We start from the raw sequence: 22,517 nt of genomic DNA, 5'->3' as shown, positions 1-22,517 counted from the left end.
CCCGGCCAGAGGTCGGATCGGTCGGCGATCCTGCTCGGGTGCAGAGCGCACTGATCGAACCATTGGAGGTCATGTGTCCGTACATCTCAAGCCTCTGGTCCTGGCCCTGACCGTGCTCGCGGCGACGCTCACCGTCCCGGCGGCGGCCGCGTCGGCGGCGCCCGACGCGGCCATCTGTAAGACGAAGGCGGCCTGCGCCGACGGCGGCCTGCGCGCGACGTCGTCGGGCGGCTCGGCCCGCACCACCGGTGACATCACCACCAACGCGATCCCGGTGCCTCCGCCGGCCGGGTTCCCGCCAGGCACCCCCTGCTATCGCGAGGAGGTCTCCGAGGAGGTCTACGAGACCGCCACCTACACCACCATCTACGAGTTGTACTTCCAGGCGAGCGTCTGCCTGTTCTCCAACGAGATCGTGCTGTACGGCCTGGACACCTCCCTCTCCTTCCCCAACGACGTGCAGGACCCCCGACTGACCTCGATGCAGTTCGTCGTGCGGGACCGGATCGTCACCTACAGCCCGACCGAGAAGGACGGCTACTCCGAGCTGTGGGTGACCTTCTGCCCCGACCCGGCGCAGCCGAGCACCTGCCAGCGGTACCTGCACCGGCTGGGTCTCATCTTCAACCCCGCCTGGGTCTACCCGTTCTCGGTGTTCCAGCGGCTGAGCTGACGGTGCGCGTGGCGTCCCTCCTCCCGTGATTGATCAGGGTGCCTCTCGGGTCCTGCGGCCCGGGGTGCCCTGATCGCCGGGTGGCGCGCCGGTTGCCAGCCTGGACCGTACGGTGACTGCGGCCCGGCTCGACCGGCACGGCAAGATCGTGCTGGAGTTGGACCACGCCGAGGCTCGCCGCTCACCATCACGCGCTTCGTGCAGGGGCGGCTGTCGAACCCGGATGTCCCTTGAGATGACCACGACCTATCCGGAACTGTTCGCCGCATCGGTGCCGATCTGCGGCGTCGTCCAGCCGCTCGACGGGGTGGGCCCGCCGTTGATTACCGACGCGGAGCTGGCCAACATTCACACCGACCTGGCTGGTCACCTCGCGCGACGACGACACCGTGCCACCCGAGACCAACACGATCCACGCCCACGACCTCATCCCCGGATCGCTGATCAGCCTGTACGACCAGGTCGTCTGGAACGGCTACCGGTTCCCCGGCCACTGGTCGTGGATCTACGTGGCCCGCAACGACCCGAGCGTCCACGGCACCCACATCTGGCAGTGGATAGCCCGCCGCCGTCGGTGATCTGCCGCCCGAGTCATGCGAGCAGGTCGCGCCGATGGCATCGGCCGGCGAGGATCACTGCTTGCGGCGTAGCTCGCGGAACACGCCGTGCCGGCGCAGAGCCCACGCGAGACGCCGGACGCGCGGGTGCCACACGACCAGCACCGCCGCCCGCCGGATAAGGCCGAACCGGTTGTCGCTCATCTGGTTCTCGATCGCCTGCCAGATCAGCTCGCGCACCTTGGCGTTGGCCAGCACCGCACGCACCTCACGGCGCACCGCAGGATCCTCGGCCGCCGAGACGATGGCGGCAACCTGGCCCGGCCGGTCCGCGAGCGGCTCCACCGCCGCCGCGACGAGTGGCCCGCGTACCTCGTCCTGCTCCAGCAGCAGCAACACCGCTTCCCGAATCTCAACCGTGTCCAAGCCGGACCGGAGCAGGTCGAGCAGGCTGCGCTCCACCTCGTGGTCGTGATCCGGAACGGACAGCGTCGCCAGCAGCCCCGCGACCTCATCGAGATCGACGACCTGTCGCACCCCGGCGCGGAACTCCGGCAACTCCCACGCGACGTACAGAGCCTTGACGAGATTGCGATTCATGAGCCACCCGCTACCCGGTAGCGCCAGCCGGCGAAACCCGGCGCCCGGGTCACGGCCCCGACCCCGGTCGTGACCGAGGCACGAGCGGCCGCCCGAACCCGGGCGGCCGCTCGTCAGCGGATCAACACCACGTCAGCGTCGAGTTGATCCGGGTGACGTTGCTGATCGTGTTGTTCGCTCCACCGCAGGGGCTCTGGGTGATGTTGGTGCCGCTGACGGTGAGATTCTGGAACCGGATGCCGGAGGAGATCGGAAACTCGGTCCGCGCCGCGATCCGCACCTCGCCGCCGCCGGTGACCGTGCCGGACACCCCGGCGATGACGACGTTGTAGCAGTTCTCCACCAGGATCGAGTTGTTCCCCGTGTTCGAGATCGTGACCCGGTCGATGACCGCGCCGCCGGACTCGGACACGCAGAAGATCCCCCGGCCACCACCGGACGCGAGCACGGTGCCGACCCGGATGTTGGTCGGGTACGAGTTGCCCACCCGGCCGTTGCGGTTGGCCATCCGGAACGCCGCGTACCCGGTGCCGGTCCCGGCGCCCTGCGCGTCGACCGTGCCGACCGTGGCGTTGATCGTGTCGTTGAGCAGAAGGCCGGAGTCCCGGGTGTTCCGCGCCGTGACCGTGCCGATCGTCAGACCGTCCACGCCGTACGTCTCCACCCCGTGTGTGCCGGTCCCCGACACGTACACGTTGTCGATGCGGACGTTGCGCACCTTGACCGCTCGATCTCCACCGTGGTTGTCGATGCGTACGCCCAGGCCGGCGGAGAGCCGCATGTCGAGCTGCCCGAGGCTCAGGTTGTTCACGTTCCGCATGAAGATTCCGTACAGCGGCGAACCGGTCAGCGTGAGGTTCTGCACCTCGACGTCGGTGGTTCCCCGCGAGTACACCGGTGCCTGGTCGCCCGAGCCCGACCCGGTCACGTTGATCGTGCCGCACACGGCCAGGGTCGTGTACGACGGCAGCGACAACCGCGACCCCGCGCTCATCGAACCCGAGCCGCGCACCACCACCCGCTGCTTCGACGTCCGGCCCGCCGACAGCGAGTTGACCGCCGCCTGCATCGCCGCCAACATGTCCGAACCCGAGTACACCGTTGACGAGCCGTTACGGGCCGTCCAGGTGCTCCCGCTCAGTACGGCCTCGGCGTTGGTCGACCCGCTGCCGCAACCGGTGGTCGGTGGTGTGCTGCCGCCACCCACCGCGACCAGCTGCCACTGCTGGTTGGTGCCGTTGAGGTCGGCGTACTGACTGATCCGGCCGCCGTCGGCGGTGGACCGCTCCCAGACCTCGAGTGCCTTCGCGGAGTGGCGGTTGATCAGCCGGACGTGGCCGCCGTCGGAATCGAGAACCTGGAACTGCTGGTTGGTGCCGTTGAGGTCGGACCACTGGCGGAAGTCGGCGCCGTCGGCGGTGTTCCACTCCCACAGGTCGACGACCTTGCCGCTGTGTCGCGCCTTGAGCCGGTAGTAGCCGCCGCCGGAGGAGACGAACTGGAACTGTTGCCACGCGCCGTCATTGCGGGACCACTGCTGGATCACGGCACCGTCCGCCGTCGAGGTGTCCCGGACGTCGAGGACCTTGCCGCTGTTTCGGTTGACCAGGACGTAGTAGGCGTTGGTGTCGATGCTCGCGGCCGCTGCCGGCGGTGCGTCGACCAGAACCACAGCGGCCGCGCCGAGCAGTGTGGTGATGATGGCGAGTGCCAGGCCCCTACGCCGGTCGCGACGGAACGACCCGCCGCCGGACGGTCTTCTCGTGCTGGTGAAGGGCATCGATCCTCCTGGCTGGATGGGCTGCGGGCGAGCCTGGACGGGGGTCGGCGACCGCGGGCGCCTCTGGGCGGCTACTCCAGATGGAAGGTGGCCGAGCCGCGGTCGGCGGTCGAACCGACTGCCTCCACGAAGAGCAGTCCGTCGCGGTGGCGCACATGGCGGCCCGGGTAGTTCTGCGACTCCAGGGAGATCCCGGCACTGTCGGCCAGGCCGGATTGGCGACGGAAGCTCGCATCGCCACCGAAGAGGGCCGAGCCGTCGTTCTTCTCGACGTACAGGGCGAAGCCCCGGTGGCGCAGGTAGTACCCGGGGAAGTTGGTCGACTCCAGCGACACTGATCCACCGCCGGCGAGGCCGGTGACGATGCGGAACTGGGAGTCGGCCAGGTTGGTCACGTTCGGCTCGATCCGCGCCCGGTAATCGTAGTGCCGGATGTAGCTGCTGCTCCGATCATGTGACCGCAGCCGAACCGGGGTGGCACCGTCGGGCACCGGGATGCCGAAGTTCGGGGTGCCGTCGGCGTTCCAGTACACCTTCTGTAGCCGGGTGCGTCGGTTCGGATCGTTGAGCGGGTCGCCGCTGATGTCGCGGTAGTTGCGGTCGTGATAGACGAGGATGTCGCTCTGCCCGTCCTCGGAGACGGTGAACGAGTTGTGGCCCGGGCCGTACTGGCTGGTGGCCGCGTTGCTGACGAACACGGGGCTGGGACTCTTGCTCCAGGCGGCGGCGTCGAGCAGGTTCGCGCTGGCGGAGGCGCTCAGCATCCCGAGGCAGTAGTTGGCGTCCGTGGCGCTGGCCGAGTAGGTCAGGAAGATCCGGCCGTTGCGTTGCAGCACCGCCGGGCCCTCGGCAACCCGGTAACCCCGGGTCTCCCAGTCGTACGTCGGCACCACGAGCCGGGTCACGGTGCCGGTGATCTGCCAAGGGTTGGCACCCATCCGGGCGAGGTAGACGTTGGAGTTGGTGGAGATTCCTGGCTCCTGCTGTGCCCAGGTCAGATAGCGCACCCCGTTGGCGACGAACGTCGAGGCGTCCAGGCTGAAGGTGTCCCAGGGGGTGGTGATCCGGCCGCGTTCGGTCCACGGACCGGTAAGCGGATTCGCGCTGCTGCTCTCCAGCACGTACATCCGGATCCGCCACACGTCGTCGGTCCGGCCGGCGGCGAAGTAGACGTACCACCGGTTGTTGATGAAATGGATCTCGGGTGCCCAGATGTGGGCGCCCATCTCTCCGCTGGTGTGTCGGCTCCAGATCGTCGTCTCGGCCGCCGTCGCCAGCCCCTGGAGGGTGGTCGCCCGGCGCAGCACGATCCGGTCGTACTGCGGCACGGTGGCGGTCAGGTAGTAGTAGCCGTCGGTGTGCCGGAAGATGTGCGGGTCGGCCCGCTGGGTCACCAACGGGTTGGTGTAGTTGACCGCCGGTGCCGCGTGTGCCGGCCCGGCCGCCGGTAGGGCGGCGGACACGGCGAGCAGCACCAGCACCGCGGCCAACACCGACCGCACACGCCGAGGGCCACCTCGGCCGGCAGCCTTCCAGGGCACGGCTCGGGCGGTGACCGGGTGGCTTCGACGTGGCAGCGGCATCTGTCCTCCGCGAGATTGGGAACGGCCATTGACCAGCACCCGTAACACCGCCGCGACGCCGTAGTCGATCCGATTGACGGCGCTGAGTTGGGAATGTGTCGGTGGCGTTGCATCCAGGTGGCGGACTTATGTTGGCGTTAACATCGATACATGTCAAGGTGTGGTGGGTGGCCGCCCACCCGGCAGCATCGGTGGCGGCGGCCGTCCGCGTACCGGGAGGTAGTGTCCTCGGCGTGGTACGGCGGTGGATTCTGGCGATCCTGATGGCGGCGTGTGGCGTGCTCGTGGCGGTGGCCCAGCTGACGGCCGGTCTGCCCGCCGTCGGCGGCGTCGAGTTGGTGGTCTTCCTGGTGCTGGCGCTGCTGCTGTCGCCGTGGGCCTTTCCCCGCTCGGTGGGCGCTGCCGAAGCGCGACGGGCCAGCGCGGCGGACGGCCGGCCGATCGTGTACTGGCGTCCCGGCTGTCGCTACTGCCTTCAGCTCCGGTTTTCCCTTGGCCGGCTCGCCCGGCGGGCGCACTGGGTGGACATCTGGCAGGACCCCGCTGCTGCTGCCGCCGTCCGGGCGGTAGCCGACGGCAACGAGACCGTGCCCACCGTCGTGCTCGGCGATCAGGCTGTGGTGAACCCCGACCGAGCGTGGTTCCGCGAGCAGCTCCGCTCGCCCTGACCCGGCGACACCCTCATCTCACCGGGCTGCCGGCGCGGTAGACGGCGAGCAGCCGGCGCAGCGCCGTGCCGCCCGGATGTCCGCGTTCCCTGGCGACCACCGGTCATGGCCTGACCATCGCATCGCCACCGGGCTCAGGGCCTCCCTCGCCAGAGTGATATCGCTGCGGCAGCGGTCGGTCAGGCGAACGGGTGTGGGTCGAAGCTGATGCCACCCCGGTCGGCCATCCGGAGCACGCGGTTGCCGTAGCGCGGAGGTTTGCGCAGGTAGAGGGTGTAGGACGACGCCTGGAACCGGAGGTCCATGTCGCGCCCCTCCAGGTGCCACAGGGGATCCGACGAGCGCGCGGCGGCCCCCCGATGCAAGCCCTTCAGCTCCAGCGGCAGGCACACCGAGTGCAGATTGCCGACGATGCCCCAGACGCTGTCGAAGATCAGTGTCGCCGGCGCTACCCAGAATCGAACATCTCGCATGGGCCCCGAGTCGATCCGGCTGACGATGTAGTCGAGGTCGAAATGCAGTCGCAAGGCCGACGGCGCGGTGGGGTCGACGTCGTCCCACTCCTGGAACTCCTCCGGAGTCAGGCCCTCTGGTGGGCCCTCGTCGTCGGTGACGGCAAGTGCGTGAATTCGACAGTAGTCCCACGGTGTCTCCGCCAAATCCTGATCCGTCAGGGTGGCCCTCGGGAGACCGGATTCAGGGTGCACATCTGTCGTCATGAATCGATTATCGCCACGCACGCGTCCAGCGCTAGACGTCTTTCGGCCGGCGCTCGCCGGCCACCGTGGCGACCAGGACGGATCGGCCACGCCGGAGCAATCGAGCGCTGCCACGCATGGTCGGGCTCCCAAGGATGGTACGGGTTGGTTCGCTTGGACAGCCTTTGCCAAGTTGATCAACTCTGCGTGATCGGCGACGGTCGCCTCAAGGAATGCTCAAATTCGATCGACGTGGACCACTGGAGCCGCGAACGCACATACGCTCACCGAACCCGGTTCGCCGGCAATCACCCGTCGTCAGTAGAAGGAGGGGGAATGCGGCGTATCCAACGGCGCATCGCGCTTCTCGCGCTGCCCGCCCTGGTGGGTAGCATCCTCGTGACCACCGGACCCGCGGGCGCGGATCCCACCCGGCCGCCGGCCGCCGCCGGCCGATCCTCGGATGAGAACCCAGAGTCGGTACGCCTCATCCACTTCAGGATGACCGGCGCCGACATGCTGGACAAGGTGGCCGCCGCCGGCTTCGACCTCGAACACGGCCTCCGGCGCGTGCCGAACGGCATCGAAGGCGAGGCGGTGGTCACCGCCGAGCAGGTCGATGAACTTACGGCGATGGGCGTCGAGGTGCTCGGCGACGACGCGGGCTTCGCGTGGAGCGACAAGGCCGACGGCGGTATCGGCATCGCCGCCGCCCGGACGGTCCAGCCGGCGAACCACGAGGCGACGGTACGCGTCGTCCGCGCCGACTGGTTCACCACCAAGGGTCAGGGCTTCCTCTACGTGGAGGCGCGCACCACCGAGGGTCAGCAGGCGGACCCGATCGTCGGGATGGAGGTGGAGAACGACTCCGGCAAGGGCACGCCGTTCGGCTTCGCCCGGACGATGAGCCGGTTCGTCGACTCCGGGCAGTACATGTTCCACCGAAACCTGTTCAAGCTGGACGTACGCCCCAACAAGATCCAGGTGACCAGTTCCACCGGTGGTGTCACCACCGGTGTCGTCTCCAACTGGCTGGAGGACGCCCCGCCGCCGCTGACGGCGAACCCGTCCTACAAGTCGGACTTCGTGGACGGCTACCAGCACCCGCAGCAGCTCTACAGTCGTGCCAAGGAGATCGCCCGCCAGTACCCGGACATCGCCGAGATCATCTATCTGCCGAACCAGACGAACGGGTACCAGCGCAAGGCGCAGGCCCAGATCGGCGGCACCGGGCAGGCGGCGGTCGTGGTCAGCTCGGCCGCGTGGGGCCACGAGGGTGGCAACGACATCACGGTGGACTTCGTGGACCGGCCGGACCCGGGCCTCCCGCTGGCGGTGGAGGTCGTGGGCAAGGCGGTCCGCGTCCTGCTCGCCACGGACGCCTCCGGTGCCCCGGCGAGCACGGCCACCGAGGTGGCCGAGGCGCTGCGGACCCGATCTGCCGGGCTCATCGACCGAGCGCACCCCTACCGCACCAACGAGGGCACCGGGATCGTCGCGCCGACGGCCGGCCCGGTCGCGCTGACCGACTTCCTCGACCAGAAACGCGCCGGCGCGCCGGCGGGTGAGGTGCCGCGAGGCCCGGCCACGATTCCGGTCCTGCGGATCGGCAAGCACCGTGACGGCAAGAAGCCCGGTGTCCTGATCCAGGCGCAGGACCACGCCCGGGAGTGGGTGCCGGCGACGACGAGCCTGGAGTCCGCCGAACGTCTGGTGCACAACTACCGGTCCGATCGGGAGACGAAGAGGATCGTCGAGAACACCGACGTCTTCTTCATCCTGTCGAACAACCCGGACGGGGCGAACTACAGCTTCTACAACTTCGCCTCCCAGCGCCGGAACATGACCAACCACTGCCCGGACGCGAACGCCGACCCGGGTCGACGCAACTCCTGGGGCGTCGACCTGAACCGGAACTACCGGGTCGGGTCGGGGCACGACGGCTACGCGGGCGCGTCGACCAGCTGTGTCAGCGACACCTACCAAGGGCCGGAGGAGCTGTCCGAGCCCGAGGCGAAGAACATCATCTGGCTCGTCGAGAAGTACCAGAACATCAAGTTCATGATGTCGGTGCACTCCAACGGCGGCCAGCTCTTCTGGCAGCCCGGCGCCTACATCGCGGACGGCCGGATCACCACGCCGCGCCCGCCGCTGGGTGACGAGGCGTTCTACTGGCAGTCGGCCGCTCGGATCCTGTCGCAGGTCAAGGCGTACCGGGAGACCGTCGTCACGCCGGAGAACGTCGGCGGGTCGTCGGACGTCCTCTACTCTTCGGCGGGCAACGTGCGGGAGGACCTGTACCACACCTACGGGATCTACGCGTTCGGCTGGGAGGTCGGCGGCTCCGTCTACAACCCGGCCACCGGCGACTGGCAGGGCGGCTCGTTCCAACCGGAATGGGTGGGCAACCCCGACCTCGTCAGCGGCCACGCCGAGACGATGGAGTACGCCAACGGGATCATGGAGATGTTCCGGGTCGCGGCGGACTGGGGGAGGGACAACAAGAACCCCACGTCCCGGCTCAACCCCGGCGCGGGACGCTACCCAGGGCCCGTCGACGTGCGCTTCGAGACCAACGAGCCGGCCACCATCTACTATACGACGGACGGCAGCCGACCCACCCTCGAATCACCCCGCTACGCGGCGACCGAGTTCCGTGAGCCGGGGCAGGTGTTCCACGTGACCGAGACGACGACGTTCCGCTGGTTCTCGGTCGACAGCGCCGGCAACATCGAGAGGAACTACGACCCGACGAGGAACGACCGGCGCGACAACTACCGTACGGCGACGATCAGGATCGCCAAGAGGTAGCCCGCCCACCGGTGGGACGTTGCCCCGTCAGCGCGGCCCGCCCGCGCTGACGGGGCGACCGGCTCGGCTGCCGTGCACCTCCAGCTCCCAGAGCGAGTAGCCGTACGCGGGCAGGGCCCGCTGGGTACCGTGGACGCGCAGGTAGCGGCCGGTGGCCGAGATGGCGACGTCATCCACGCCGCCGTCGCCGGTCTGCGAGGGTCAATCCCTCGGGATCGTCAGGATCGCCTCAGGATCGGTGCGCGGAGACGAGCTGCACGGCCGCGTCGCCGTCGGGTGCGGTGTAGCGGGCCACCCAACCTAGGTTGAACGCCTCGGTGCTCAAACCGAGAAAGTCGGTGTAGAAGCCCTTGGCGGCGCTGATGTCCGCCACCGAAAGGTTGGGCAGAATGCGGATGACGCGCATGCGGACCTCCAGCTCGACGTGTGGAATTCCGTGATTATCCGCCTGACACAGCATTCGCCATGGTGGATCCTGGCGCGGTGACCGCCGATGACATGAGCGATGCCGAGAACTGGACCGGCGGGTTCTACGAGCTGATCCTGATCCTCGGGGCAGCCGATGATGCCCGACTCGACCGGGCTGTGGGTGCCTTGTGGAGGGCGGCTGACGTCCGTGCGTGCCGCGCCGGGGCCGACCTGGTCGAGGTGATCCCCGGCGCGGACGCCTTCACGGTGGACGGGCACCTGCGCGGGACGCTCACTGTGCCGACCGGTGGGCGGGTGGTGTGTGGCAGTTACACGACCAGGTACGAGGGCACCGACAGTCTGTCGCTCTACCTTCCGCTCGGTGCCCTCGGCCGGGTGGACGACAGGATCGGCGGTTACCCCTTCGACCAGCGCAGCGGCGTCGAGTCGCTGGTTTGGCGTGCCCCGCTCGACCGTTGGCTGGCCGACATCGCCGTCGCGGTGTACGACGACGTGCCGTTCCACCTCGCCCTCATCGGCTTCGAGGTCGACGATGAGGCTGACATCACCGCCGGCACGGCGTACGCCGCCCGCCTGATACCGGGGGCCGACGGCATGGTTTACCACGAGGCGACCAGCTGAGCTGTCGACGAGGGTGCGACTCGACCTATCGCGGACTCTCCTCTCCGGTGACCCGCACCGGTCTGTTCTCTGCGCTGACTGTCACGGCCGTACGACGCGACCGTCGGTCCCCGGGGTTGCACCGCCCGGTCGAGGTGGTCAGTCGGTACCGGTGCCGGAGAGGATCTGCATCGCGTGGCGTTCCCGGTCGGCGAGTTCGCTGAGGAGCGCCGAGGCGCGAATGAGTTGCTTCGGGTCGCCGGTCTCACCGGCGGCCGCGATGTGCTGGGAGACCTCGGTCCACAACGGCGCGATCTCGGCGTACATCTGGTGGCCGAGGCGGAGGTTGACGTCGTCGACGAACGTGGCGCTCTCGGCGAGGAAGTCGCGGTACATGGCGCGGAACAAGGCGCCGCCGGTCCCGCCGCGCTCCATCAGCGTCGCGGCCAGTGGGAGGTCCCGCGATGGGTCGGTGGAGCGGTCGAGCCATCGCGCCACCTGTCGAGCCGCCTTGCCGATGCCCCGGTGGCCGAGGTTGGCGATGGGCGGGTTGAGGAAGGCGTCCGCGTTGCCGCGGATGCTCGCCCGGATGGCGTCGCCCAGGTCGGGCCGGTCGCTCGGGCCGGCGACGGTGTACGCGAGGTTGCGCGCGGTCATCGGTCCGCGTTCGTTGCGGGCCCGTTCCAGGCTCGTCAGCGTGGTCGTCACGGCACCGCCCTGCTGTGCGGTGTCGATCAGGTAGGCGTGGGTGTCGTCGTAGCCGTACAGCGCGGCGAAGTGACCCCCGAAGTGGACCTTCGTGGTGAAGTAGTCCAGGTGGTAGGAGTCCAGTTGCAGGCCGACCGGGCGTCCGGTGGCGAGGGTGGCGACCACGTTCTGCCACGCCCTACGGGGTGAGGTGGTCTCCTGGATCCGCAGCGTCAGGCCCAGTCGGTCGGCTACGGTCCGGGTGATTGTGGCCGGCTTGGTGCGGCCGCCGAGGAACGGAAAGTCCATGTTCTTGGCATCCCAGTAGACGAAACCCAGACCTTCGCCGAGCCCGAACAGCATGGGTTCGGACAGGTCGAGGCCCTCGTGGCGCAGTAGGGCGCCGAGTGTGGTGGTCTCACAGTGCTGACCGGCGGGGTACGCCACGTTCTCGATGATCATCAAGCTTCCGGTTCTGGTGGTCGGGGCGGGTTGGCCGTGCCGAAGGAGTCAGCTCAGCGCGGCCGCCTTGCGGAGCAGGACCGAGCGCTCGCGGTGGTTGCCGCACAACCGTGTTGGCCATCATGGCCGCGTTCGTCTCGTCGATGCCCCGCATGATCAGCAGGTACTTCGACATCGCGTTCTCCTCGTCCGTGGGACCGCCTCCCGACCCCAACATCCCCAGGTCGAACGGGCAACCCGCGGATAGACACGGTCCCGAAACCTTTCCCTGCCCCGCGATCTTGCGCTTGCTGTCCCGACACAAGGGGCATCCCGCCCGTATCGACAACCGAAGCTGCAAGATCGGCGCGGCGGGGGCTGGGTTGAAGAAAGCGGTGGGTATCAATGGCTTGGGGGTGGGCGCTGCCGGGGTTCGGGTGGCCGGGTCGTCGGCGGCTGACGGGTCACACCCCGAGCCGGGCATTTGGTCGTACGCGCGACCGGTCGCGGTGGCGCACCGAGGGCGCGCCACCGCCTCACCTCCACCCAGCTCGATGGCAGAAGGACCTTTCATGACGATTTTCCGTGCCCGCCCCGCCCCGACCCTGGCGGTCGTGGACGGGGGCGGTCAGCGGCGCCCCGCCATGGTGATGAATGCAGTCGAGGGTGTGACCCGAAACCTGGGTCACACCCTCGACTGCGTCGGCGTCGGCCTGAGCGGGCGGTGGCCGGAGCGCAGGCCGACGTCCGCTGCGGGCGGGCGCACCGCACCCCCTGCCTGCCAGGCCGCGGCGGGGCTGCTGATATGTTCCCGACCATGAAAACCGTTTTCACTAAGGCGAGCCTGTGCCTGGTGCTCGCCGTCGCCGGCTGCTCCGACGGCGGAGCCGCCGCACCGTCCGCGCAGGGCCACCTGGCCACCCCGGTCCACCTGACCAACTGCGGACTGCCGGTCACCGTCACCGCGCCGCCCCAGCGAGCGATCGCACTGGAACAGAACGCCACCGAGATCATGCTCAGCCTCGGTCTCGCCGATCGGATGGCCGGTACCAGCTACCAGACCGACCCGGTGCTGCCCGACCTGCGCCCCGGGTACGAGACGGTGCCGGTCCTGGCCAAGCTCTACCCGTCACGAGAGGCGGTCCGGGCGGCGAACCCGGACTTCGTCTACTCGACCTACACCTCCGCGTACGCGCCGGACGCCGCGGGCTCGCGCGCCGACCTGGCCACGCTCGGCGTACCGGCGTACCTCTCCGAGTTCGCCTGCGAGAAGCCGACCGACGCCACCCAGACGGTCACCTTCGACGGGATCTTCGATGAGATCCGCGACATCGCCAGCGTCTTCGGCGTCCCGGAGCGGGCCGACAAGCTTATCCACGACCAGCAGAGTCGGTTGGACGCCGCCCGAGGTGCGGCGCCGACGGTCACGCCGAGCGCCGGCCCGTCACTCCTCTGGTACTACTCCGGAACGAGCACCCCGTACGTGGCCGGGCACGGCGGCGTTCCAGACGCGATCAGCTCGCTGCTGGGCGCCCGCAACACGTTCACCGATGCCGGCCAGAAGTGGCCCGCCGGCAACTGGGAGGAGATCGCCAAACGCAACCCGGAGGTGATCGTGTTGGCCGATCTGACCAGAGGCGGCGACGGCGACAGCGCCCAATCGAAGATCGACTTCTTGCGCCGTAACCCGGTGACGTCGAAGCTGGACGCGGTGGTCGCCGGACGGTTCGTCACCGTGCCCGGCTCGTCGATGGATCCGTCGATCCGCAGCGTCCAGGCGGCGGAACTGGTCGGCGCCAACCTGCACGGGACCACCCGATGACCCCGCCGGCCGGCAGCGAGGCCGCCGCGCTGGATCAGTCGGTCGCCCGGCGCCTGCTCGCACTCTGGAACCACCAGCAGTCCGCCTACGTGGCCCACCGCGACCTGCGGTTCGACGCGATGGCCGACGTGCTGCGGCTGCACTGCCCGGACGACCTCGCGATCCTCGATCTGGCTTGCGGCCCCGGTGCGATCAGCGACCGGGTACTGGCCCAGTTCCCGCGCGCCACCGCCGTCGCGGTCGACTACGACCCGATCCTGCTGGAGGTCGCGCGGCGTGCTTTGGACCGGTACACCGCACGGGTCGACGTCCACGACGTCGACTTGGTGGCCGACGGCTGGGAGGAGGCGCTGACCGGACGGCGGGTCGACGCCGTGCTCACCTCGACGGCCCTGCACTGGCTCGCGCCGGAGCAACTGCTGCGGGTCTACACCACAGTGGCGCGGCTGCTGCCCGCCGGTGGTGTGCTGCTCAACGCCGACCACCTCCGCTACGACGAATCGGCGCCCACCCTGCGCGACATCGCCAATCGGCACGACGCGCAGGTGCAGCAGGAGACATTCGCTGCCGGAGCGCTCACCTACTCCGCCTGGTACGCCGAGGCGGCCCGACACCCGCAACTGGCCGGGCTGGCTGCCCAGCGGGAACGGCGGTTCGCCGACCGGCCGCCGCAGGCCCCAGCCGCACTGGAATTTCACCTGGCTGCCCTTCGCGCGGCCGGGTTCGCCGAGGTCGGCACGGTCTGGCAGTACCTCGACGACTACGTGGTGTTCGCCCGCCGATGAACCCGCGAGTCGCCCGATCCCTCGCCTCGGCGAGCGGCCCGCACGCGTCGACGCGACGGGACTCGCCACCCCCCACCGGCATTTCGAGAGACGGCCGGTACGTCCTTCCGTTGGCCCTGCTCCTGCTCCTGGTCACCATCGCGGCGGCGGTAAGCGTTGGCTCGGCCGATCTGCCGGTCGACAGCGTTCTGCGCGCGGTGGCCAGTCATGTGGGCCTGCCGGTCCAGCCCCTACCGGCGTTGCCGGACAGCATCGTGTGGGATCTCCGGCTGCCCCGGGTGCTGTTGGCCGCGCTGGTCGGTGCCGGTCTGGCGGTGTGCGGAGCGGTGCTCCAGGCGCTCACGCGTAACCCGCTGGCCGACCCGTTCCTGCTCGGCGTCTCGTCCGGCGCCTCCACCGGAGCGGTGGCGGTGCTGGTACTCGGCATTCGGATCGGGGCCGGCCCGGTCGACCTGACCACCGGCGCGTTCGTCGGCAGCATGGCCGCGTTTGGTGCGGTGCTGTTGCTGGCCGGCCGGCGGGCCGGCGAGCCGACCCGGATCGTTCTCGCCGGGGTGGCCGTCTCGCAGCTCTTCAGCGCGGTGACCAGCTTGATCGTGATCTCCGACGCGCACACCCAGGACACCCGTAGTGTGACGTTCTGGCTGCTCGGTTCGCTGACGGCGGCCTCCTGGCCGGCGGTGACGCTGAGCGCCGTGGTTGTCGGCGTCGGCCTGCTGGTCTGCTGGGCCAGTGCGACGGCGCTGGACGCGTTCGCGTTCGGCACCGATACCGCCCGCTCACTCGGCTTCTCTCCCGGGCGCACCCGGCTGCTGCTGTTCACCGTCACCGCCCTGGTGGCAGCCGCGCTGGTCGCGGCGAGCGGGGCCATCGGTTTCGTCGGGTTGACCGTGCCACACGCCGTCCGGTTCCTGTTCGGCTCCCGGCATCGCACGTTGCTGCCCGCCTGCGCGGTGATCGGCGCGATCTTCCTGATCTGGGCGGACACCGTGGCGCGGACCGTCTTCTCGCCACAGGAGCTGCCGGTGGGCGTGCTCACCGCGCTGCTCGGGGTGCCGGTGTTCGCGCTGGTCATGCGACGCCGGACGGGTACGCCGTGATCGCGCCGGGTACCGCCGGCCGGGCAGTGGGCGGCAGTGGTCGGGCGACCGGCGGCGACCGGTTCCCGGCGGGAGCGTCACCGGTGCGGCTGCACGCGGACGGGATCGGGTGGGGCGTGGCCGGCGTACGGATCCTGGCCGGAGTGGCGCTCTCCGCCGAACCGGGCGCCACGGTCGGGCTGCTCGGGCCGAACGGCTCCGGCAAATCCAGCCTGCTGCGGCTACTGGCCAGGCTGGCGCGGCCGGAGTCCGGGCGGGTGCTGCTCGACGACGTCGCGGTGGACGCGATACCCCGGCGTGCGCTGGCTCGGCGGATCGCGGTGGTCACCCAACAGGTGGCCACCGACGTGGAGATGTCCGCACTGGAGGTGGTTCTGCTGGGCCGAACCCCGTACCGGCCACGTCTTGCCGGGGTCGGCGCCGCGGATCTGGACCTGGCGCGGCGCGCGCTCGCCGAGGCGGGCCTGGCCGGGTTCGAGCAGCGGCGCTGGTCCAGCCTCTCCGGTGGTGAGCGGCAGCGGGTGGACCTGGCCCGCGCTCTGGTGCAGGAACCGGATCTGCTGTTGCTCGACGAGCCGACCAACCATCTGGACATCCGGCATCAGCTGGAGTTGCTGCGGTTCCTCGCCGAGTCGGCCAGCACCGTCGTGGTGACCCTGCACGATCTCAATCTGGCCGCGCAGTACTGCGACCGGTTGGTGCTTCTGTACGGCGGGCGGGTGGTCGCGGCGGGTACGCCCGTCGAGGTTCTCACCACCGGCCGGATCGAGCAGGTCTACCAGGTGTGTGCGGACGTCGACGTCGCCGCTGACGGCCGGCCCCGGATCTGGTACCGCAGCCAGGCGAGGTAGGCGGACGAGGCGCGGCCCTGGACACCGGGGCACCCAGCTCCGCACCCCGCACGGGAGGATGTCTGGACACTGTCTGGTCTGCGCGGTGGTAGAGAGACGATGGACCGTACGTTGACCGGCATCCTGGACGCGGCTGCGAACGGGCTCTTTCCGCCACCGGACGGCGGGACCACAGTGGTACCACAGCCGAGCCACCGCGACGCCGGAGTCATCGCCTTCACCGGACACTCGGGCACTGTGGGCCAAACCGTGATCGACAGGAGGTTTCCGCGATCACGCCCGGGGGCATCCCGGCGGATGACGTCAGCCGCCCGCTACCCCTGATCGAGGAGAGCAACATGTCGGTCCAGGCATTTCTCTACGTTGTCGCCGTCATCCTGATCGTGCTCGCTGCTCTGCCGCTGCCCACGAGGGGTGTCTCGCTCGCGCTTCTGGGTGCCGCCTGTGCTCTGCTCGCCTACGCCTGGCCGGTGATCACCGACTGACCTTCCCGTGAGCCGCCGTCGGTGCGGCCGGCGGCCGGCAGCCAGAGCGCGATCGGGCTGCCGGCCGCCGGCTGTTTCCCCCTGACGGGGGTCTGGCTACGCCGGTGGCTCGACCGCCTCGACGAGCAGCTGGAGCACATGCCGGTACGGCTGGCCGGTCGCCCGGCTCATGCCCATCTCGCAGGTGCGGTTGCAGGAGGCGTACGCGTCGTAGTCGTGCTGATTGATCTCGGCCGCCTGCGTCCCGGTGGCGCCGGCCGTGACCTCGGGGTGCAGCAGCCCCCGGTCCCCGGCGAAGGCGCAGCACCCCCAGCTGTCCGGCACGGTGACGGTGTCGGCGACCGCCTGGGCCACCGTGCGCAGGTCGTCGATGCCGCCCAGGTGCACGGTGGAGCAGGTGGGGTGCAGGGCCAGTGAGCCCAGTCGCCGGGGCTGCGGCAGCGCCGGCAGGAGGTGCTCGGCGGTGAAGGTCACGCTGTCGACGAAGCGCAGCGCGCCGTACCGTGCCTGGTTCTCCGCGGCCAGCGCGGCGGTGAGCTGTGTCAGCCCGTGCGTGCAGGACGACGCGTCGCACACGATGGGCAGGCGGCCCTCGTCGCTGGCCGCCCAGAGCGCGGCGAGGGTCCGCTCGGCCATCTCGCGGTGGCCGGCGGGGTAGCCCTTGGACTGCCACGGCGTTCCGCAGCACAGGCCCGCCGCGCCGGCCGGTACGACGAGCGGCACCCCCGCCAGTTCGCAGAGGCGCAGGAAGGCCGCCGCTGAACCGCCGCGCGGGCCGTCCTCGGGTGCGAAGAGGCTGCCGACGCAGGCCGCGAAGAACACCGCCTGGGCGTCCGGCGCGCTGCGGGGGGTGGGCCGGGGAGCGCCGGCGCGTGGCATGTCGTCGCTCCACCGGGGCATGAGTTCGGTGCCGCCGAGCCCACGGATCACCCCGGTCGCGGCGCGCGTCAGCGGCGTCGGTACGGCGTGCGCGGCGGTCAGTCCCACCCGGACGCCCGCTACGGCGGCCTGCCAGTGCCGGGCGGCGGTGCGGGCGGTGCGCTGGGCGCGAGGGGAGTGTCGCTCGGCGCGCAGCCGCTTCATCGCCGCTCCGGTGTCGATGCCGACCGGGCAGGCGGTGACGCAGAGGCTGTCCGCGGCGCAGCTGTCCACCGCGGCGTACGCGTAGTCGGCGGTCAGCTCCCGGCGGCGCGCCTCGTCGCCGGCGGCGGTGGCGAGGGCGATCTGCCGTTGCAGGACGATGCGCTGCCGGGGGGTGGTGGTGACGTCGGCGGTGGGGCAGACCGGCTCGCAGTAGCCACACTCGACGCAGGCGTCCAGCTCGGGGTCGACCGTCGGCACGGCTTTGAGCTGCCGCAGGTGCACGGTCGGGTCGTCGTTGAGCAGCACGCCGGGGTTGAGCAGACCGCTCGGGTCGCACATCCGTTTCAGCTCGCGCATCACGTCGTACAGCTCGTCGCCGTACTGCCGGCGGACGAAGGGCGCCATGGCCCGGCCGGTGCCGTGCTCCGCCTTCAGGGTTCCCCCCTCGGCCAGCACGAGGTCGACCATGTCGTCGGTGAACCGGGCGTAGCGGTCGATCTCGGCCGGGGTGTCGAAGGACTGGGTCAGCATGAAGTGCAGGTTGCCGTCGCGGGCGTGTCCGAAGATCACCGCGTCCGGGTAGCCGTGCCGGTCGAACAGGCGGATCAGCCCGTCGCAGGTGCCGGTAAGCCGTGGCATCGGCACGGCGACGTCCTCCAGCAGGGCCGTGGTGCCGGGCGGGCGGGCCCCGGCGACGGCGGTGTAGAGGCCCTTGCGCAGATGCCAGAGCTTGGCCCGTTCGCGCGGGTCGCGGGTCAGCTCGGTGCCGGTGACCGCGGGCAGCCGGTCGAGCACTCCTCGGGCGTCGGCCAGCGTCGCGGCCAGCCGCTCCGCACTCTCCTCGGTGAACTCCACCAGCAGCGCGGCGTGGCCGGCGACCGTCAACCCGCGCAGGGCGGGGCTCGCACCCGGGTCACGCTGGCTGACTCGCAGCGCGGCAGCGTCGAGCAGTTCGGCGGTACGGGCGCCGGCGGCGAGCAGGGCGGGCAGCGCGTCGGTGGCGTCGGTGAGGCCGGGCAGGATCAGCAGGCCGGTGGCGGCGTGGTCGTGGATCTCGACGGTACGGAAGACGGCCTCGGCCACGAAACCGAGCGTGCCCTCGCTACCGATCATCAGGTGGGCGAGCATGTCGACCGGGCTGCTGTGGTCGAGCAGCGAGTTCAGCCCGTACCCCATGGTGTTCTTCATCGCGAACAGCCGCTCGATGGTGGCGCGCGACTGCGGTGCCGAGCGCACGCGGTCGCGCAGCCGCAGCAGCCCGGCGTGCAGCTCCGGTTCGTCGGCCCGCAGCCGGTCGTCGGCGTCGCGCGCACCGGAGTCGACGACCGTGCCGGACGGGAGGACGAAGCGCAGCGACTCCATGGTGCGGTACGCGTTGTCGGTGGTGCCGCAGGTCATCCCGCTGGAATTGTTGGCCACCATCCCGCCCACCGTGCAGGCGCTCTCGCTGGCCGGGTCCGGGCCGAGCCGGCGTCGGTAGCGGGCCAGCCGGGCGTTGGCCTGGCGGATCGTCAGGCCCGGCTGGAGCCGGATGCGGCGGCCGTCGTCGAGGACCTCGGCGTGCCGCCAGTCGGTGCGGACGTCGACCAGCACGCCCGCGCCGCCGGCCTGCCCGGCGAGGCTGGTGCCGCCACCACGCAGGGTCAGCGGCACGCCGGCCTCCCGGGCGCCGGCCATCAGCGCGCCCACCTCGGCCGCCGAGGCGGCGCGGACGACGGCCTGCGGCTCGAACAGGTACGGCGAGGCGTCGTGCGCGGCCGCCAGTCTCCGGGGCAGCTCGGCGCTGGCCCGGGTCGGGTCATCGAGGCGCGAGCGCAGCAGTTCGGCAACTTCGCGGGCGCGGACGTCGGCCGCGGTCGGCGCGGGTACGGCGGTGCTCATGGGCGATCCTCCCGGGAGGGTGGTCAGTCGGCCACCGGAGACGCGGCGATCAGCAGTCGGCGGGGAGCGTGATCGACCGGCGCGGGCAGCCGTAGCGGCTCGCGACCGGGGGTGATGCTGCCGAGCACGGAGGCGTGCCGCGCGCCGGTGCCCGATCGCAGGGTGCCCGGCAGCCCGTGCACGGTCAGGTAGCCCAGCAGTGCGAAGGCCAGCGCCTCCTTGGCGTCCGACGCGATGCCCAGGTCGTTGCTGGAGGACAGGTCGACATCCGGCAGCTCGTCGGCGAGCATGCGCATCAGCGTCGGGTTGTGCGCGCCGCCGCCGGAGACGACGAGCCGGGTGACGCCGTGGTCGCGGCAGGCGTCGGCCACCGTGACCGCGGTCAGCCGGGTGAGCGTGGCCAGCACGTCCCGCGGATCCGGCGTGGGCGCGTCGGCGAGCGCGGTGAACAGGTAGGGCCCGTGGAACAGCTCCTTCCCGGTGCTCTTCGGGCCGGGTAGCCGGTAGTACGGCTCGTCCAGCAGCCGTCGCAGCAGATCCGGGTTCACCTGCCCGGCAGCCGCCCCGCGCCCGTCCCGGTCGTACTCCTCGGTGCCCCTGCTGAAGTGGCGCACGGCGGCGTCGAGCAGCGCGTTGGCCGGCCCGGTGTCGAAGGCGAGCGGGTCGGCGTCGGGCGCGACGACGGTGATGTTGGCGATGCCACCCAGGTTCAGGGCGGCCGGGACACCGGGCAGGCCACCCAGCAGCAGCGCGTCGAAGAGGGCGACCAGGGGAGCGCCCTGGCCGCCGGCGGCGACGTCGCGGCTGCGCAGGTCGGACACGACCGGTAGTCCGGTGGCCTCCGCTATCCAGGCCGGCTGACCCAGCTGGAGGGTGCCCCGCACCACACCACCCTCGACCCAGTGGTGCATGGTCTGCCCGTGCGAGACGAGCAGGTCGGCGTGGCCGTCGCACAGCTCCGCGAGGGCCCGCACGCCGGCCTCGGCGAAGGCCTGGCCGATGCCGGTGTCCAGCACGCAGATCGCCTCGGTGGTGGTCGCCGCGGGCGGCAGCGCGGCGGCGATCCCGCCGCGCAACTGCTCCGGGTACGGGTGGCTGAGCCGGCCCAGCGGGCGCATCCGCAGGGTGTCGCCGCTCAGGTCGAACTCGGCGGCGGCGGCTTCGATGCCGTCGTAGGAGGTTCCGGACATCAGGCCGATCACTCGCATCACGTCCTCCTTCACACCCGGCCGACCGCCGCCGCCTCGTCGTCGACCTCGTCGGTGCGTCCATGGTCGTACGGCGTCTCCGGGGCCGGGTGGAACCGGCTGGACACCGCGCCGACGACCAGGGTGATCAGGACGCCGATCGGCACCAGCCACTGCGCGGCGATGGCGGTGGCGGTGGTGGTCCCGGCCGTCGTCACATCGATCTTGACGTAGCGGACGATGTAGGTCATCACGGCCACGGTGACCAGGAAGGCGATCACCGCGTCGACCTGGTTGGCCCGCTTGACCAGACGGCCGAGCAGGAAGGCCCCGAGCAGCGCCCCGTAGGTGTAGCCGGCGATGGTCAGACCGGTCAGGTAGACATTTCCGGTGCTGGAGCTGAACGCGCAGGCGAAGACCGCCATCAGCACCGCCCAGACCAGAGTCATCACCCGGGCGAGCCGGAGCATCACGTCGTCGGACGGCACCTTCCGGAAGAAGCTGTGGATGAAGTCGGCGACGGTGGAGTTCGACATCGAGTTCAGCGCCGACGACAGCGAACCCATCGCGGCGCCGAGGATGCCGGCCACCAGCAGACCCGAGATGCCCACCGGCAGGGCGTGCAGGATGAAGCTCGGGTAGAGGTTGTCGCTGCTGGCCAGGCCCAGCTCCTTGAAGGTCTGACCCTTGTTGTACGACCACAGCAGCGCGCCGACCAGAGAGAACGCGGCGAACTGGATCACCACGAAGATGCCCGAGGAGATCATCGCCTGCTGACCCTCGCGCAGTGTGCGGGTGGACAGGATGCGCTGGACGATCAGCTGGTCCGACCCGTGGCTGGCCATCGCGAAGATCGCACCACCGATGATCGCGGTCGGCAGGGCGAACGGGCTGGTGAGCACGTGCGCGAGCGTGAAGTTGGTGTCGAAGAGCTGGAACTTGCCGGCGTCCAGCGCCTGCGAGTAGCCGTCGAAGCCGACGGCGTGGCTGAGCACCGCGATGGCCAGGATCGCCCCACCGAGGTAGAGCCCCATCTGGATGGCATCGGTCCAGATGACCGCCTTGATGCCACCGAGGTAGGTGTAGATCACCGTGATCAGCGTGAGCACGATGATGATGGCCTGGTAGCCGACATTCAGCCCGAACTCGTCCAGGAGCAGCTTGATGGGGATGGCCGAGGCGAACAGCCGTACCCCCTCGGCGAGTAGGCGGGTGAAGACGAACGTCACCGACGCCAGACCCTGAAGTTTCAGGCCAAACCGTTCACCGAGGTACTGGTAGGCGCTGACGAAGCCACCCCGCTTGTAGAGCGGGATGAGCACCGCGGCCACGATGACCCGGCCGATGACGTAGCCCAGCGCCAGCTCGACGTTGCCGAAGCCCTGACCGCTGTAGGCGCCGCCGGGAACACTGATCACGGTCAGGACGCTGGTCTCGGTGGCGACCACGGAGAACGAGACGGTCCACCAGGGCAGCCGACCCTCGCCCACGAAGTAGTCCTTGGCGGACTTCTGTTTACCGGACAGGCGCAGTCCGACGATGGCGATCACCACGAGGTACAGCACGATCACGACGAGGTCGAGTTGACGCACGGCTCGCTCCCAACCAGCGGTTGTCAATAAGTGACGTTGGCCAAGGGTAACGCGAAACTTTTTGCCACCACCCGTCCGGGCTGGTTACGCTGTGGTTTCAGCCTGCTGATACGGGGATTGTTCGCAGCTGCGTCTCGGCCTGGCCGTCGCGAGGGCGCGCTCGACGTCGACCGCACCGGCGAGCGGCCGCCCCGCCGGCCGGCG

General features: G+C 70.1%; 21 protein-coding genes and 1 pseudogene. 11 read left to right on the top strand and 11 right to left on the bottom strand.

What is annotated here, in order from left to right; translation table 11 throughout:
• Positions 1–73 precede the first annotated feature (73 nt).
• Together ACIBF8_RS26130 and ACIBF8_RS26125 are read left to right on the top strand one after the other, a co-directional pair.
• Entirely contained in the window at positions 74–673 is a 600-nt protein-coding gene (locus ACIBF8_RS26130; RefSeq protein WP_396786391.1) for a hypothetical protein, read from the top strand.
• A gap of 389 nt (positions 674–1,062) precedes the next feature.
• Positions 1,063–1,251, top strand: a complete 189-nt coding sequence (locus ACIBF8_RS26125) for a hypothetical protein (protein ID WP_396786390.1) — start codon at positions 1,063–1,065, stop codon at positions 1,249–1,251.
• A gap of 54 nt (positions 1,252–1,305) precedes the next feature.
• Here ACIBF8_RS26125 and ACIBF8_RS26120 read toward each other — a convergent pair whose 3' ends face one another.
• From ACIBF8_RS26120 to ACIBF8_RS26110, 3 genes are all read right to left on the bottom strand, one after another.
• On the bottom strand, positions 1,306–1,830 hold the full coding sequence (locus ACIBF8_RS26120; protein WP_396786389.1) for a hypothetical protein: 525 nt from the start codon (positions 1,828–1,830) through the stop codon (positions 1,306–1,308).
• 121 nt (positions 1,831–1,951) lie between these two features.
• The gene (locus ACIBF8_RS26115; protein ID WP_396786388.1) at positions 1,952–3,610 is read right to left on the bottom strand and encodes an RICIN domain-containing protein; all 1,659 of its coding nucleotides are present in this window, start codon (positions 3,608–3,610) and stop codon (positions 1,952–1,954) included.
• Between the two features lie 71 nt (positions 3,611–3,681).
• The gene (locus tag ACIBF8_RS26110; RefSeq protein WP_396786387.1) at positions 3,682–5,193 is read right to left on the bottom strand and encodes a family 43 glycosylhydrolase; all 1,512 of its coding nucleotides are present in this window, start codon (positions 5,191–5,193) and stop codon (positions 3,682–3,684) included.
• A gap of 167 nt (positions 5,194–5,360) precedes the next feature.
• Between ACIBF8_RS26110 and ACIBF8_RS26105 the strand changes: the two genes are divergently transcribed.
• Positions 5,361–5,861 (top strand): glutaredoxin domain-containing protein, encoded by a 501-nt coding sequence (locus ACIBF8_RS26105; protein ID WP_396786385.1) that lies wholly within the window; start codon positions 5,361–5,363, stop codon positions 5,859–5,861.
• 179 nt (positions 5,862–6,040) lie between these two features.
• Here the strand turns inward: ACIBF8_RS26105 and ACIBF8_RS26100 are convergent, their stop codons facing one another.
• Positions 6,041–6,580, bottom strand: coding sequence for a hypothetical protein (locus tag ACIBF8_RS26100; protein WP_396786384.1), 540 nt, complete (start codon positions 6,578–6,580; stop codon positions 6,041–6,043).
• A 315-nt stretch (positions 6,581–6,895) separates the two neighbouring features.
• Here ACIBF8_RS26100 and ACIBF8_RS26095 point away from each other — a divergent pair, with 315 nt between their 5' ends.
• Positions 6,896–9,370: a M14 family metallopeptidase gene (locus tag ACIBF8_RS26095; protein WP_396786382.1), complete on the top strand. Its 2,475-nt coding sequence runs from the start codon at positions 6,896–6,898 to the stop codon at positions 9,368–9,370.
• 27 nt (positions 9,371–9,397) lie between these two features.
• On the opposite strand, the gene ACIBF8_RS26090 is transcribed toward ACIBF8_RS26095, so the two are convergent.
• Positions 9,398–9,547: a hypothetical protein gene (locus ACIBF8_RS26090; protein WP_396786381.1), complete on the bottom strand. Its 150-nt coding sequence runs from the start codon at positions 9,545–9,547 to the stop codon at positions 9,398–9,400.
• Positions 9,548–9,599: 52 nt separating this feature from the next.
• Entirely contained in the window at positions 9,600–9,776 is a 177-nt protein-coding gene (locus tag ACIBF8_RS26085) for a hypothetical protein (protein WP_396786379.1), read from the bottom strand.
• Positions 9,777–9,853: 77 nt separating this feature from the next.
• On the opposite strand from ACIBF8_RS26085, the gene ACIBF8_RS26080 reads away from it, so the two are divergent.
• A complete protein-coding gene (locus ACIBF8_RS26080) occupies positions 9,854–10,420 on the top strand; it encodes a hypothetical protein (RefSeq protein ID WP_396786378.1) in 567 nt (188 codons plus the stop codon).
• A gap of 138 nt (positions 10,421–10,558) precedes the next feature.
• Here ACIBF8_RS26080 and ACIBF8_RS26075 read toward each other — a convergent pair whose 3' ends face one another.
• On the bottom strand, positions 10,559–11,548 hold the full coding sequence (locus tag ACIBF8_RS26075; protein WP_396786377.1) for a BtrH N-terminal domain-containing protein: 990 nt from the start codon (positions 11,546–11,548) through the stop codon (positions 10,559–10,561).
• Positions 11,505–11,723, bottom strand: coding sequence for a hypothetical protein (locus tag ACIBF8_RS26070; protein WP_396786376.1), 219 nt, complete (start codon positions 11,721–11,723; stop codon positions 11,505–11,507). Before ACIBF8_RS26070 ends, ACIBF8_RS26075 begins: the two co-directional genes overlap by 44 nt.
• A gap of 621 nt (positions 11,724–12,344) precedes the next feature.
• Between ACIBF8_RS26070 and ACIBF8_RS26065 the strand changes: the two genes are divergently transcribed.
• From ACIBF8_RS26065 to ACIBF8_RS26040, 6 genes and pseudogenes are all read left to right on the top strand, one after another.
• Positions 12,345–13,349: an ABC transporter substrate-binding protein gene (locus tag ACIBF8_RS26065; protein WP_396786375.1), complete on the top strand. Its 1,005-nt coding sequence runs from the start codon at positions 12,345–12,347 to the stop codon at positions 13,347–13,349.
• A complete protein-coding gene (locus tag ACIBF8_RS26060) occupies positions 13,346–14,134 on the top strand; it encodes a class I SAM-dependent methyltransferase (RefSeq protein WP_396786374.1) in 789 nt (262 codons plus the stop codon). Before ACIBF8_RS26065 ends, ACIBF8_RS26060 begins: the two co-directional genes overlap by 4 nt.
• Positions 14,131–15,234, top strand: coding sequence for a FecCD family ABC transporter permease (locus ACIBF8_RS26055; RefSeq protein WP_396786373.1), 1,104 nt, complete (start codon positions 14,131–14,133; stop codon positions 15,232–15,234). The genes ACIBF8_RS26060 and ACIBF8_RS26055 overlap by 4 nt, the downstream gene beginning before the upstream one ends.
• An 83-nt stretch (positions 15,235–15,317) precedes the next feature.
• Positions 15,318–16,085, top strand: coding sequence for an ABC transporter ATP-binding protein (locus tag ACIBF8_RS26050; RefSeq protein WP_396786371.1), 768 nt, complete (start codon positions 15,318–15,320; stop codon positions 16,083–16,085).
• Between the two features lie 99 nt (positions 16,086–16,184).
• A pseudogene (locus ACIBF8_RS26045) lies at positions 16,185–16,316 on the top strand (GNAT family N-acetyltransferase); the annotation flags it as partial.
• A gap of 107 nt (positions 16,317–16,423) precedes the next feature.
• Complete coding sequence (locus tag ACIBF8_RS26040) at positions 16,424–16,570, top strand: hypothetical protein (RefSeq protein WP_167337290.1); 147 nt, start codon at positions 16,424–16,426, stop codon at positions 16,568–16,570.
• Between the two features lie 96 nt (positions 16,571–16,666).
• On the opposite strand, the gene ACIBF8_RS26035 is transcribed toward ACIBF8_RS26040, so the two are convergent.
• From ACIBF8_RS26035 to ACIBF8_RS26025, 3 genes are read right to left on the bottom strand one after another with little or no spacing between them, the layout of a single operon-like run.
• The gene (locus tag ACIBF8_RS26035) at positions 16,667–19,534 is read right to left on the bottom strand and encodes an FAD-binding and (Fe-S)-binding domain-containing protein (protein WP_396786369.1); all 2,868 of its coding nucleotides are present in this window, start codon (positions 19,532–19,534) and stop codon (positions 16,667–16,669) included.
• Between the two features lie 23 nt (positions 19,535–19,557).
• Positions 19,558–20,742, bottom strand: coding sequence for an anhydro-N-acetylmuramic acid kinase (locus ACIBF8_RS26030; RefSeq protein WP_396786367.1), 1,185 nt, complete (start codon positions 20,740–20,742; stop codon positions 19,558–19,560).
• A gap of 11 nt (positions 20,743–20,753) precedes the next feature.
• Positions 20,754–22,313, bottom strand: a complete 1,560-nt coding sequence (locus ACIBF8_RS26025; RefSeq protein ID WP_396786366.1) for a sodium:solute symporter — start codon at positions 22,311–22,313, stop codon at positions 20,754–20,756.
• Positions 22,314–22,517 lie beyond the last annotated feature (204 nt).

Origin of the sequence: Micromonospora sp. NPDC050276 (assembly GCF_044459545.1) — a bacterium.
Taxonomy (GTDB): Bacteria; Actinomycetota; Actinomycetes; order Mycobacteriales; family Micromonosporaceae; genus Micromonospora.
The sequence above is the reverse complement of the archived record's forward strand: the minus strand, read 5'-3'. Positions and strand labels throughout refer to the sequence as shown.